Annotated in this window: 15 protein-coding genes; 12 read left to right on the top strand and 3 right to left on the bottom strand. The window is 65.1% G+C overall.

The genetic code is table 11. The features are described 5' to 3' along the window. Positions 1-7 precede the first annotated feature (7 nt). Positions 8-1,765 (top strand): chloride channel protein, encoded by a 1,758-nt coding sequence (locus ACT53M_RS00310; protein WP_476227339.1) that lies wholly within the window; start codon positions 8-10, stop codon positions 1,763-1,765. Between the two features lie 114 nt (positions 1,766-1,879). On the opposite strand, the gene ACT53M_RS00305 is transcribed toward ACT53M_RS00310, so the two are convergent. Next, entirely contained in the window at positions 1,880-2,500 is a 621-nt protein-coding gene (locus tag ACT53M_RS00305) for a superoxide dismutase (RefSeq protein ID WP_476227338.1), read from the bottom strand. A 107-nt stretch (positions 2,501-2,607) separates the two neighbouring features. After that, entirely contained in the window at positions 2,608-3,648 is a 1,041-nt protein-coding gene (pspF, locus tag ACT53M_RS00300) for a phage shock protein operon transcriptional activator (protein WP_476227337.1), read from the bottom strand. A gap of 391 nt (positions 3,649-4,039) precedes the next feature. Between pspF and pspA the strand changes: the two genes are divergently transcribed. From pspA to ACT53M_RS00255, 9 genes are all read left to right on the top strand, one after another. Then, positions 4,040-4,708: a phage shock protein PspA gene (pspA, locus tag ACT53M_RS00295; protein ID WP_476227336.1), complete on the top strand. Its 669-nt coding sequence runs from the start codon at positions 4,040-4,042 to the stop codon at positions 4,706-4,708. A 4-nt stretch (positions 4,709-4,712) separates the two neighbouring features. After that, on the top strand, positions 4,713-4,985 hold the full coding sequence (gene pspB / locus ACT53M_RS00290; protein ID WP_476227335.1) for an envelope stress response membrane protein PspB: 273 nt from the start codon (positions 4,713-4,715) through the stop codon (positions 4,983-4,985). Between the two features lies 1 nt (position 4,986). Beyond that, the gene (pspC, locus tag ACT53M_RS00285; protein WP_476227334.1) at positions 4,987-5,358 is read left to right on the top strand and encodes an envelope stress response membrane protein PspC; all 372 of its coding nucleotides are present in this window, start codon (positions 4,987-4,989) and stop codon (positions 5,356-5,358) included. 30 nt (positions 5,359-5,388) lie between these two features. Then, positions 5,389-5,676: a hypothetical protein gene (locus ACT53M_RS00280; RefSeq protein WP_476227333.1), complete on the top strand. Its 288-nt coding sequence runs from the start codon at positions 5,389-5,391 to the stop codon at positions 5,674-5,676. Positions 5,677-5,691: 15 nt separating this feature from the next. After that, positions 5,692-6,021: a hypothetical protein gene (locus tag ACT53M_RS00275; protein WP_476227332.1), complete on the top strand. Its 330-nt coding sequence runs from the start codon at positions 5,692-5,694 to the stop codon at positions 6,019-6,021. Positions 6,022-6,032: 11 nt separating this feature from the next. Continuing rightward, entirely contained in the window at positions 6,033-6,299 is a 267-nt protein-coding gene (locus ACT53M_RS00270) for a hypothetical protein (protein ID WP_476227331.1), read from the top strand. Positions 6,300-6,484: 185 nt separating this feature from the next. Then, entirely contained in the window at positions 6,485-6,754 is a 270-nt protein-coding gene (locus ACT53M_RS00265; protein ID WP_476230705.1) for a hypothetical protein, read from the top strand. Between the two features lie 20 nt (positions 6,755-6,774). Then, a complete protein-coding gene (locus ACT53M_RS00260) occupies positions 6,775-7,023 on the top strand; it encodes a hypothetical protein (protein WP_476230704.1) in 249 nt (82 codons plus the stop codon). A 161-nt stretch (positions 7,024-7,184) separates the two neighbouring features. After that, positions 7,185-7,592: a SufE family protein gene (locus ACT53M_RS00255; RefSeq protein ID WP_476230703.1), complete on the top strand. Its 408-nt coding sequence runs from the start codon at positions 7,185-7,187 to the stop codon at positions 7,590-7,592. 466 nt (positions 7,593-8,058) lie between these two features. Here the strand turns inward: ACT53M_RS00255 and bglX are convergent, their stop codons facing one another. Then, a complete protein-coding gene (gene bglX / locus ACT53M_RS00250; RefSeq protein WP_476230702.1) occupies positions 8,059-10,347 on the bottom strand; it encodes a beta-glucosidase BglX in 2,289 nt (762 codons plus the stop codon). Positions 10,348-10,526: 179 nt separating this feature from the next. Here bglX and ACT53M_RS00245 point away from each other — a divergent pair, with 179 nt between their 5' ends. Next, positions 10,527-11,555: a LacI family DNA-binding transcriptional regulator gene (locus ACT53M_RS00245; RefSeq protein WP_476230701.1), complete on the top strand. Its 1,029-nt coding sequence runs from the start codon at positions 10,527-10,529 to the stop codon at positions 11,553-11,555. Positions 11,556-12,043: 488 nt separating this feature from the next. After that, entirely contained in the window at positions 12,044-13,042 is a 999-nt protein-coding gene (locus ACT53M_RS00240; protein WP_476230700.1) for a KpsF/GutQ family sugar-phosphate isomerase, read from the top strand.

Genomic DNA, 13,042 nt, shown 5'->3' with positions numbered 1-13,042 from the left:
AGCGAGAATGGGCGTTCCGCACCACCCCGCATCCTATCGCGCGGTGCGGGCGGCAAATGGTCTGCGCCGGCAGATCCGGTCGAGCAGCCTGTGGTTTCTGGTGCTGGCAGTTGCCGTCGGTGCCGCCGCCAGCTTCGCGGCAATTGCGATCGGTCAGTCGGCCCGCGGGCTGCAGCGGCTGCTATTCGGCCTGAACATCGGCGAACATCTGAGCGCAGCAAGCCATCTCGCCCCGTTGCGCCTGCTTGCGCTTCCCGTGGGCGGCGCGCTGCTCGGCGCGACCTTGTGGCTGCTCCGCCGCCGCAAGACGATCGACGTGGTCGAGGCGAATGCGCTGCACGGCGGCCGCATCCCCGCACGCGACACGGCCACGGTGGTGGGGCAGACGCTGATTTCGAACGGCTTCGGTGCTTCGGTGGGCCTGGAGGCCGCCTATGCCCAGGCCGGCGGTGGCATCGCATCCCTGCTCGGCCAGCGGCTGAAGCTGCGCCGCGCCGATCTGCGCACGCTGATGGCGGCAGGTGCCGGTGCAGGGCTGGGCGCCGCCTTTGGTGCCCCGCTTACCGGCGCCTTCTATGCCTTTGAGGTTGTGCTGGGCGCCTATACACCCGCGACCGTCGCGCCGGTGGTGCTGGCCTCGCTGACCGGCGCATTGATCGCGCGGGCGCTCGGCATCGCCCCCTATGTCATCAGCGCAGGCGGCACGCATCCGATGAACTCTGCCGACTATGCCCTGTACGGACTGCTCGGCCTGTGCTGCGCCGGCTTCGGCATTGCGCTGATGCGACTGGTCTCACTGGTGGAAGGCAGCGTGCGGCGCACTGCCCTGCCGCCGGCGCTGGCACCGCTGATCGGCGGCCTGTTGTTGATGCCGCTCGCACTTGCCTCGCCGCAAGTGCTGTCGAGCGGGCATGGCGCGCTCAACCTGAATCTGGCAGCGCAAGCGACGATCCTGTCACTGGGCATCGCCATCCTGCTGAAACTGCTCGCCTCGGCGGTTTCGCTCGGCTTCGGTTTTCGCGGCGGCCTGTTCTTCGCTTCGCTGTTCCTCGGCAGCCTGGTCGGCCGCTTCTATCAGCTCGTTCTGGCGCAGGTTCCGCATCTCCATCCGCTGGTGGCGGACGACGCCGCCGTCGTCGGCATGGCGGCGCTGGCGGTCGCGGTGGTGGGCGGCCCCATCACCATGGCCCTGCTGGTGCTGGAAGTGACGCATGATTTCTCGATCACGGGCGTCGCCATCGCCGCTTCGCTGATCGCGAGCACGATCGTCCGCGAACTGTTCGGATACAGCTTCTCGACCTGGCGGCTGCATTTGCGCGGCGAGACGCTGCGCAGCGGCCGCGATGTCGGTTGGGTGCGCGCCCTCACCGCAGCCCGCATGATGCGCAGCGATATTGCGCAGATTGCGGCGGATACCGGCGTTGCCGCCTTCCGAAAGCGATTTCCGCTAGGCTCCACCAAGCGCGTGGTGCTGCTCGACAACGCCGGCCGCTATGCAGGCATCGCCGAGACCGCCGATTTGTGGAGCCCGGCGGCCGATGCCGTCGCGCAAGTGGGTGCGCTGGCCAAGCTGAGCGACACCGCGCTCGCCCCGGGGATGAACATTGCCGAGGTGCTGGAAGCCTTTGACGCCAGCGTTGCCGACGATCTGGCCGTGCTGTCGCCGGACGGCATGGTGCTGGGCCTGATCACCGAGCGTCACGCCCGGCGTCGCTATGCCGAAGAGCTGGAGAAGGCCCAGCGGGAATTGTACGGGGAAAGTTGAGGCAGAACCATCACCCTCACCCTTCCCATCGCTATCGCGATGGGCCCCTTCCCTCTCCCATTGGGAGAGGGAGGGAGGCGCGAAGCGCCGGAAGGGTGAGGGTGAATGGCGAAATCAGCCCTGGTCGGCGCGTGCTGCACCTTCGCCGTCGAGGTTCTGAGCAACGAAGTCCCAGTTCGCCAGCTTGGTCAGCACCGTGTCGACGAACGACGGGCGGGCGTTGCGGTAGTCGATATAATAGGCGTGTTCCCACACGTCGATCGTGAACAGCGGCTTCACACCGTGCGCGACCGGGGAGTCGCCGTCGTGGAACGACGTCACCTTCAGCGTGTCGCCATCGAGCACCAGCCAGCCCCAGCCGCTGGCGAAATGGCCGACGGATTCAGCCTTCAGCTTTTCGATCAGCGCTTCATGGCTGCCGAAATCACGGGTGATCATCTCGGCCAGCTTGCCGGTGGGCGCCGCATAGTTGGGCGTCAGGCACTGCCAGAAGAAGCTGTGATTCCAGATCTGCGAGCTGTTGTTGAACAGGCCCTTGTTGCCCTTTTCCTTGGCATACTGGATCACCTGGGTCAGCTTGGCACCGGCGAGTTCGGGAATGTCGGCAACCAGCTTGTTGCAGTTGTCGACATAGGCCTTGTGGTGCTTGCCGTGGTGGAAGTCGAACGTCTCGGCCGACATGTGCGGCGCGAGTGCATCCTTGGCATAGGGCAGTTCTGGCAGTTCGAAGGCCATGTCATCCTCCTGGTTGGGATTGGAAACCGTTCCGGTCGCTCGCCTAACGCACGGGACGCGCCGACGCCGCAACATTTTTTGTTTCGGACGTGATCGAATATGCCGATCTATGCGCCCGCGCTGAGCAGATCATGCCGCCGAAGCGCGTGGCGCAACTGGTCATAGGTGAGGCCAAGCGCCTCCGCGGTCGCCCGCTGATTGTAGCGATGCTCGGCAAGCGCGCCGGCGAGCAATTGCCGCTCGAACCGCGCCACGCGCGTCTTGAAGTCGCCGCCGTTGTCGATCGGTTCGGCGGGCGCGGGTAGCGGCGAAGGCTCGAGCGCGGGCGCGGGCTTCTCCACCGGCCCGCTTGCCGAACTGGCCATGGGTTTCGGCCGGAAGGGCGAGGCGAAGGGATCGATCTCGATCGCGTCGATCGGCCCTTCGCGCTCCCAGCGATAGACCGCCCGCTCGACGACGTTGCGCAGTTCGCGGACATTGCCCGGCCAGTCATAGGTCAGCAGCGCGTCCAGCGCGTGCGGGCCCCAGCCGGGCCAGTCGCCGCGGCCCAGCTCCGCCGCCATGCGCCGACCGTAAAAGTCTGCCAGCACCTCGACATCGCCCTTGCGTACGCGGAGCGGCGGCAGCGTCACCACCTCGAAGCTCAGCCGGTCGAGCAGGTCGGCGCGGAAGGTGCCCTTTTCCACGCGGTCGGGCAGATGTTCGTTGGTGGCGGCGACGATCCGCACATCCACCCGCATCGGCCGCGACGAACCGATCCGGGTCACTTCGCCATATTCCACCGCGCGCAGCAGCCGCTCCTGCGCACCCATCGACAGCGTGCCCAGCTCGTCGAGGAACAGCGTGCCGCCATCGGCCTCCTCGAACCGCCCCACCCGCGCCTTGGTGGCACCGGTAAAGGCACCCGCCTCATGGCCGAACAGCTCCGCTTCGATCAGCGTTTCGGGCAGTGCCGCGCAGTTCATCGTGACGAGCGGCTGGTCCCATCGTCCGCTCAGCCGGTGGAGGCGCTCTGCCACCAGTTCCTTGCCGGTACCACGCTCGCCGATCACCAGCACCGGGCGGTCGAGTGCGGCGGCGCGACTGGCGCGTTCCAGCGCGTCGAGAAAGACGGATGACTGGCCAATGACCTGGGTAACGCGCTCCATTCCCCAAGCTTGGCGAATTTTCCCAACAATTGGCAAGGGAAATTTCCCAACTCTGCGCCATCACCGGCAAAAAGGCACGGAAATCCACCGTTTTCGCGACTTGGCACGCTCCCTGCAAAGCTGTGGGCAAGCCCGGCGACGGGCACCGAAACAACGCTTCAAGGAATGCCACCATGCACTATCAGGTCATCAAGCTTCGCAACGTCTTCGTCGCGGTAAGCTTCGCCTTTCTCGCCAGCGCGGTCTTCATGGCCGGCGCAGTCGGCCCCGCGGTCGCCTGAGGCACACGAGGTCTCCCCAGCCCGCTGCTTCCCTCGGCGGGCCGGGTATCGCCGGAGGGGGATCTTCCCTTCCCCCTCCGGCGGACACCAGATTACGAAGGAGAGTTCAAATGGGCATCTTTTCGCGAACCCGCGATATCATCGCCGCCAACGTCACCGACCTGCTCGACAAGGCGGAAGACCCCGCCAAGATGATCCGCATGATCATCCTCGAGATGGAGGAAACGCTGGTCGAAGTTCGCGCCAGCGCCGCGCGCACCATCGCCGACCAGAAGGAAATGCGCCGTCACATCGCCAAGCTGGAAAAGCTGCAGGAAAGCTGGACCGAAAAGGCCGAGCTGGCGCTTTCCAAGGACCGCGAAGACCTGGCCAAGGCCGCACTGGTCGAAAAGCAGAAGGCCGCCGACATGTGCGACCAGCTGCATCAGGAAATCGCCGTGCTCGACGATGCGCTGAAGGCCTCGGAAGAGGACATCAACAAGCTGCAGAACAAGCTGCGCGAGGCCCGTGTCCGCCAGAACTCGATCGTCGCCCGCCTGGAAAGCGCGAACAACCGCGCCCGCTTGCGGGAAATGACCAACGGCGCGAAGATGCAGGATGCCTTCTCGCGCTTCGACATCCTCGAACGCCGCGTCGATCTGGCCGAAGGCCGCGCCGATGCGATGGGCCTGGGTGGCGCGCCGAAGACGCTGGAAGAAGAAATCGCCGAGCTCCGTTCGTCGGAGAAGGTCGATGCCGAACTCGAAGCGCTGAAGGCCCGGCTGAACAAGGGAGCGTGAGGCGATGGAGGACGTACTGATCCCGGTGCTCGTCTGCGGGATGCTCTTCATCGGGTTGCCGTGGCTGGTCTTCCACTATGTCACCAAGTGGAAACAGGCCGGCACGATCACCCGGGAAGACGAAAATCTGCTCGACGACCTCTATCGCACGGCGCGGATGCTGGAAGACCGGCTGAACACGGTCGAGCGGATCATCGCCGCCGACAACCCCGATTATCGCCCGCTCTCGGCCCAGCGCCCCGAGCCCGGCCCTTATGATCCTTCACGGAGGAACTGAGATGTCCGCTCGCACCAAATTCTACCTGGACAAGCAGAACGGCAAGTTTCTGGGCGTCTGCGCCGGGATCGCGGATTATACCGGGATCGACGTGACCTGGGTTCGGGTGGCCACCGTGCTGCTCACCTTCGCCACCGGCTGGGCCGCGCTCGGCTATTTCGTGATCGCCTGGATCGCCAATCCGAAGCCGGCCGGCCTGTACGACACGCCCGAAGACGAACGCTTCTGGCAGGGCGTACGCTCCAGCCCCAAGCGGTCCACGGCGGAAGTCCGCTCCAAGTTCCGCGACATCGATCGTCGGCTGGCCGATATCGAGATGTACTATACGAGCCGCAACACCCGGCTCGCCGACGAAATCGACAGCCTGCGCTGAGGCGAAGGGCTGCAACAGGGAGGCAAGACGATGGACCTGGGGATTTTGGTACCCATTACCGCAATCGCCGTCGGCCCCACGGCCTGGGCAGTTTCGGTCTGGGCACGCACGAAGCACGGTTACCCCATCCGCGAACGCAACGGTGAAATCACCACGCGCGGGGATATGGAGAGCGACCGCAAGATCGAACTGCTCGCTGCCGAGAATGCGCGCCTGACCGGCCAGGTCAGCCGCCTCGAAGACCGGATTGCGGTGCTCGAACGGATCGCCACCGATCCCGCCGAGCGCACCGCCCGCGCCATCGACGCGCTGCGCTGAACCGGGAGAGACAAGATGATCGAAATTACCCTCGCCCCTTTCCTCCCCTGGATCATCCTCAGCGGCATTGCGCTGGGGTTCATGGGGGTCGGTGGGTGGCTGTTCACCACCTGGCTCCGCGTCAAGAACGGCTATCCGCTGGAAAACAGCTGGGGCAAGGCCGTCTACCCGCAGCGCAACGATGAGGCGATCGAGCGGATCAAGCTGCTCAGCCAGGAAAATGCGCAACTGCGCGCCGAACTCGGCTCGATGAAGGACCGGCTGGCCAATGTCGAACGGATCGTAACCGACAGCGCCCACCAGCTCGACCGCGACATCGAAGCGCTGCGCAGCAAGACGAACTGAAAGGAACGACCATGATTTCGCCGCTCCTCATCCCGATCCTTGGCATCAGCTGCGGCCTCGTGGCCATCATCGGCGGCGTGTTCGTGAAACCCTTTCTGAAGCTGCGCGAACGCCGGATGGAAATGGAAGCAGGCATGGCCGCGGAAAAGGCCGCCCAATATGCGGCGCAGATCCAGCGGCTGGAACAACGGGTACAGGTTCTCGAACGGATCATCACCGATCGTGGTGCGGGTCTGGCAGAAGAAATCGAACGACTGCGCGATGCACCGCTGAACTAGGGCGGATCGCGCCTAACCAGAAGGAATATTTCGATGATTATCGTTCTCGCAGTGCTGACGGCACTGTGCGGGGGAGCTATTTACCTCGCCGAAAGCCGTGATCGTCCCCGTCGCCGCGCTATCCGCGCCGCCGAGGCATCGCAGAATAACTGAACGCCAAGAGCGCAGAAGAGGGGAGTTGAACAATGGCTTGGTCGGAAATGGTCGTAGCGATCATCCTGATTGTGACGGTCGGCAGGGTCATTCAGGCGCGCTACGGCGTGCAACGGGTACGCGGCCGCCATGCCCCGGCGGAGCCGGACGCGGTCCAGGTGGCGGAAAACGCCCGCCTCCGCGACGAGATCCGCCAGCTCAAGGACCGCGTGCAGGTGCTCGAGCGCGTCATCACCGACAATGAAACCAGCCTGCGGCTCGACCATGAGATCGAGAAGCTGCGCGACAAGAACCGCATCTGATTATGACGGGAGCAGGAATCATGACCAGCGATCCCCAACTCTATCTGACCATGGCGGTATCGGGCCTCGCCGGCCTCGCGATGCTCACCGCCGCGGGTCTCTCCGGCTGGCGCGGCTGGCTGGCACTCAAGCACCGCGAACTGGTGGAGCGCAGCCGCGGTTCGGATCCGCAGCCCGCCCTGCCTACCGCCGCCTCGCGCATCGAAATTGCGGACCTCAAGGAACGCATCCGCAAGCTGGAGGCGATCGCGGCGGGTGTCGATCTGTGAATTCCGCCGATCGCCCCGCGAGCGGCCAGCAGAACCAGCCGGCCGCAGCCCCTGCCGCCGAACGCAGCCCCCGCCCCCGGCTGGGCCTGCGCTTCGGCGGCACGCAGGCGAAGTGACGCGGCGACTGGAAATCCCGCCGCTTTGGCTCTAGCGCGAACGGAATGACGAGCATTGCCGATCTTCAGGAAGAATATGGGTTTCTCGATGCAGACGACCGCTATCGGCTGCTGATCGATCTGGGCCGCGGGCTGGAAGACATGCCCGATGCCCTGAAGACCGACGCCACGCTGGTGCGCGGCTGCTCGGCCTCCGTCTGGGTCTATCCCACCCGCCCCGACGATGGCCGGCTGCATTTCCTGGCCGACTCCAACGCCGCGATCACCAAGGGCATCATCGCGCTGGTATTGCTGACCGTGCAGGACCGCACGCCCGCTGAAATCGCCGCGACCGACATCGAGGCAGCGCTCGCGCCGTTCAACCTGAAGAACCAGCTCAGCTCGAACCGAACCCAGGGCATTCCCAACATGATCGCACTGATCCGCGACACGGCAGCACGCCTGCACGACTGATACCTAGTTGCGTTGATAAGAACCCATCGCTGTTTCACCAAGCGTCACCCCGGCGAAAGCCGGGGTCCATTGGGGTCTCGCTATCGGCTCTTGCTGAGAAGGAGAGGCAAATGGATCCCGGCTTCCGCCGGGCTGACGGAGGGAAGCGGGATGCGTCGCCACCCATGCACCTTGGTATGAAATCCCGTCCCAGGCCGGCAGCAGGGCGACCGCCTACAGGCGGTAGGAAAGCGGCGCCCCTACTACAGGCTGCGTTGACCTGGACTCACCCGTGTATCGCAATCCTTTCCTCCAGCCGTCACCCCAGCGCAGGCTGGGGTCTTCGGGGGCTGGGCGATACCGGAAAAGCGCACCTGCGGAAGATGCCAGCTTGCGCTGGCATGACGATGGGGATGGGGCACCATCCACGCAGTTTTGTAAATACCCTCGTCACCCCCAGCGCCTTGTTCCAGCGGGAGATGCCCCATCAGCCCCGCTGCAACGCGAAACTGCCTTTCAGCCCCGTTCCTTCCGCCGAAGGTGCAACCCACACGTCGAATGTGCCGGGCTCCACGGTCGGCTTTTCTTCCAGCCCGATGAATTCGAGCTGCGCACGCTTCAGCCGGAACGTCACGCGCTCCGATGCACCCGGCGCCAGCGTCAGCTTGCGGAACGCCTTCAACTCCCGCACCGGCCGTGTCACGCTGGCGGCACGGTCGTGGATGTAAAGCTGCACCACTTCGTCCGCCGCGCGGGTGCCGCGGTTGGTCACAGTCGCGCTGACCACCACTTCGCCGTCCCACGCCATCGCCGGCGTTACCTGCAGATCGGCATAGTCGATCTTGCCATAGGTCAGACCGTGCCCGAACGGGAACAGCGCCGAGTTCGGCACGCCGCGATAATGCGTCTTGTACGGCTCCAGCTTGTCGTCGGAGGGGTTCGGCCGTCCCGAATTCTTGTGCGCATAATAATAGGGTTGCTGCCCCGGCGCGCGCGGGAAGCTGCACGGCAGGCGGCCGGAAGGACCATGGTCGCCGAACAGCACGTCCGCGATGGCATTGCCGGTCTCGCTGCCAAGGAACCAGGTGACGAGGATCGCCGGCGCATCCAGCACCGCGCCTTTCAGCGCCAGCGCGCGACCGTTCTTCAGCAATACGACAACGGGCTTGCCGGTAGCGGCCACCGCCTCGGCCAGCGCCTGTTGCGGCGCCGGCAGCACGATGTCCGCACGCGACTGCGCCTCGCCGGACATGCCCTGCGATTCACCCACCGCCAGCAGCACAACATCGGCAGCCTTGGCCGCCGCCACCGCCGCGTCGATCCCACCCGGAATCGGCGTCTCAACGTCCGATCCCGGCGTTACCGTGACCAGCGCCGGATCCTTCACCGCCGCCTTCACGCCTGCGGCAAGATCGACCGACTGTTGATCGTCACCATAAATGACCCACGGGCCGACCAGATCATGCGCGCCTGCCGCGAACGGACCGATGATCGCAATCCGCTTGCCCGCCTTGGGCAAGGGCAACAGATCGCCTTCGTTCTTCAGGAGCACGATGGACTTGCGCCCGGATTCCCGCGCCAGATCGATCGCCGCCCTGGTGCGGGTCCGCGCCTTTTCGCGCTTCGGGTCGATGCGCCGGAACGGATCGTCGAACAGGCCCAGAGCGGCCTTCGCAGCCAGCACGCGCCGCACCGATGCATCGAGCAGCGCCATCGGCACTTCGCCCTTTTCGACCAGATCGGGCAGGTGATCGCGATAGAATCCGCTGGTCATGCTCATGTCGACGCCGGCGAGGAAGGCGATCTTGGCCGCATCGCGCGCATCAGCGGCAAAGCCATGCGCGATCATCTCCATATCGCCGGTATAGTCGGACACGACAAAGCCGTCGAAATGCCACTCGTCGCGCAACACGGTGCGCATCAGCCAGGGATTGCCGGTCGAAGGAACGCCCGAAATTTCGTTGAACGAGGCCATGAACGACCCCACCCCGGCATCGACCGCCGCCTTGAACGGCGGCAGATATACTTCGCGCAGCGTCCGCTCCGACACGTCGACGGTGTTGTAATCCAGACCGCCCTCGCCCGCACCATAGGCCGCGAAGTGCTTGGCGCAGGCCAGTACCGCGTCCGAAGCCTTCAGATCCTTGCCCTGGAATCCGCGCACGCGCGCGGCGGCGAAAATCTCGCCGACCAGAATGTCCTCGCCCGCGCCTTCGACGCCGCGCCCCCAGCGCTGGTCGCGCGCGATGTCGACCATGGGCGCGAAGGTCCAGTCGATCCCGGCCGCAGCGGCTTCAAATGCGGCCATCCGCGCAGTGCGCTCGGCCAGGTCGGGTTCGAAGCTGGCGGCCTCACCCAGCGGCACCGGGAAGATGGTGCGGTGGCCGTGGATCACGTCCCCGGCAAAGATCAGCGGCACCTTGAGGCGCGACTGCATCGCCGCGCCCTGCATCCGCCGGGCCATCTCCGCGCCATTGCCGTTGAACACGCCGGTGATGCGGCCCTGCCGGACTTCCTCGAGCTGCGCATCGAAGCTCGGCCCGGCGGTGGGCGGGTTCAGCGCGGTCGCCGCGCCGCCGCCCCAGGCACTCGGCATCAGCGTCAACTGCCCCGCCTTTTCGGCGAGCGTCATGCGGGAAACCAGCGAATCGACAAAGGCAGGCACCGGCAGTGCACCCGCGCGCCACAGCATCGCGCGCGCCGGACTGTGCATCCAGGCAGCGATCGCCCCCGCGCCGAGCAGCGCGGCACGCCGCGAAATCCTGGTATCGACCATCCTGTTCAACCCTCTCCGTCCCGCCAGTGCCTTACCCCGGCGCTGGTTTGCTCTCTCCCGGCCGTGGCTTTCGCCAAGCCTGCGTAACCGGTTACATAGCCGCGGGGGCACAGGGATTGCAATCGCCGATGCGGCCTGAAACAGTCGATCGCGCGCGTATCGGGGGGAGTAAGTACATCATGGGCGAAGCCACGATTCGGGATGTCGCCAGCCTCGCCCAGGTTTCGGTTGCCACGGTCTCCCGGGCTTTGAATGGCCTGGACAATGTGCACCCGGATACCCGCGATCGCATCCTCGCGGCAGCGGCGACGCTCGGCTATGTGCCGCATGCTGCGGCGCGCAGCCTCAGCATGGCGCGCGCCAACGCGATCGGCGTGGTGCTGCCCGATCTGCATGGCGAATTCTTCTCGGAATGCGTGCGCGGCATGGATCGCGAAGCCAGTCGACACGGCTATCTGCTGTTGCTTTCCAACATGCATGACGACCGCGATCAGGCGATGAGTGCCATACGCGCCATGCGCGGCCGCGTCGACGGGCTGCTGGTCATGGCGCCGCGCCTGTCGCTCGAGGTGCTGGCCCAGGCGTTGCCCCCAACCCAGCCTGTCGTGTTGATGAACTGCACGGCGGCGCCGCCGGGGCGGACCAGCTTCCGGCTGGATAACAGCGGCGGGGCCGAGGCCGTGGTCGCGCACCTGGCTGCGCGAGGCTATCGTCACATCCTCCATATTGCGGGGCCGATCGGCAATGTGGACGCGCGCGAGCGCTCCGAGGGCTATTGCCGGGCGATGGAACAGTATCTGCCGGGCATCGAACCGCGCATTCTCCAGGGCGACTTCAACGAGGACAGCGGCGAGGAAGCGGCCCGGGACATCCTCTCCCGCAACCTCCCCTGCGATGCGATTTTCGCTGCCAACGACATGATGGCGCTGGGCTGCATGCATGGGTTGCGTGGCGCCGGGCTGGCCGTGCCGGGCGACATTGCGATCGCCGGTTTCGATGACGTGCCGCTGGCCCGCTATCTCGACCTCACCACCGTGCAGGTACGGATCGCCGAGATGGGCGCCCGCGCGGTGGGCCGCCTGATCGATCAGCTGGAGGGGGAACGAGCCGCCCCCGAAACGATCCGGATCGCGCCCGATCTGGTCGTCCGCAGCACAACGCCCCTCCGAGCCGCCGCGACGGCCCTGCCTCCCCGACCGACGGAATAAGGTTGCCCCGCATTTCCCCTTATTTGTTTAAGGTCCGAAATGGCTCCATCTCTCAAATGTGGCGCGGGCGGAAACAAGGCCGGGCGCTGCAGGATGGGGGTAAAACCGTCGGGTGGGACAAAAACCTTTCCAGGCAAGAGTGACTTTCCTTTGAATTGAAAGGATTAGCTTATGGTGGGCAGGCTTCTCCCGGAGTGAATCGCAATAGTTCGCCCCCCATTGATCATCGCGGGCGGGCGGCAACACTGTTGCGATTCATGGATCAATATCTTGCAAAGGATCGCCGCCCTCCTGTACGGCCGCCTCTCGACCGTCCCCGGCCGGGCGGTGCGGAATTGCCGATGAGGTTCACGCCGGGTTCATTGGAAAAGGCATGATTTTGCCGGAAAAAAGATCGATGGCAGATTCGCGATTTCTTATTTCGGGCACGTGACAACCTTTTAGCAAATCGAACGTTGCCAAAGGTCTAGAAGGGGAAAAGGCCGCATATGAAATTGCTCGCTGAGGCTGAGCCGCTGGAACGTGAAGCGGTGGTGCTGCGTGGACGCGAGGTGGTGCGTATCGAGCGGGAGGCGCTTGGCCGCCTGGAGGAATGCCTCGACCAGAGCTTTGTTGCCGCCTGCTCCCTTATCCTGAACGCGGCGCGTCAGATCGTCATCACCGGCATGGGAAAATCGGGTCATGTTGCCCGTAAGATAGCGGCCACCTTTGCCGCTACCGGCACCCCGGCGATCTACGTCCATCCCAGCGAGGCCGGTCACGGCGATCTGGGGATGCTCGCGCGTGGCGACGTGCTGCTGGTGCTTTCCAACTCCGGCGCCACGCCTGAACTGCGGCCGATCATCCAATATGCCAAGCGGACCGGAATTCCCGTCATCGGTGTCGCATCTCGCAAGAAGTCGATCGTGATGGATCAGGCCGAAGTCGGCATTCTTCTTCCCGATGTGCGTGAGGCCTGCTCCGCCAATGTCGCCCCCACCGCGTCGACCGCGATGCAGCTCGCGCTCGGCGATGCGCTGGCGATGACGGTGATGGACATGCGCGGCGTGTCGAAAAACCACCTCCGCAAGCTGCACCCGGCCGGCAATATCGGCCTGGCGCTAACCCCGGTTTCGGACATCATGCACGGGCCGGACGAGATGCCGCTGGTCGACATGCGCGCACGAATGCCGGAAGTAATTTCGGTAATGACATCGGGCCGGTTCGGTCTGGCGGGTGTTATCGACGGCACCGGTGCATTGCTGGGAATCATCACCGATGGCGACTTGCGGCGCCATTTCGACGTACTCGCAACGGCCTGCGCGCACGAGGTGATGACGCGCGGTCCCAAGGTCATCGTCGGCGAGATTGCAGCGGCGGACGCGCTCTTGTTCCTCAACGAAAACGTCATCACCGCCGCCTTCGTCGTCGATGACCCGACCGTAAGCCAGCCCCGTCCCGTCGGCATCGTCCATATCCACGACCTGCTTCGCCACGGCCTGAGCTGA

This window comes from Sphingomonas sp. DMC6 (genome assembly GCF_056314225.1).
The sequence above is the reverse complement of the archived record's forward strand: the minus strand, read 5'-3'. Positions and strand labels throughout refer to the sequence as shown.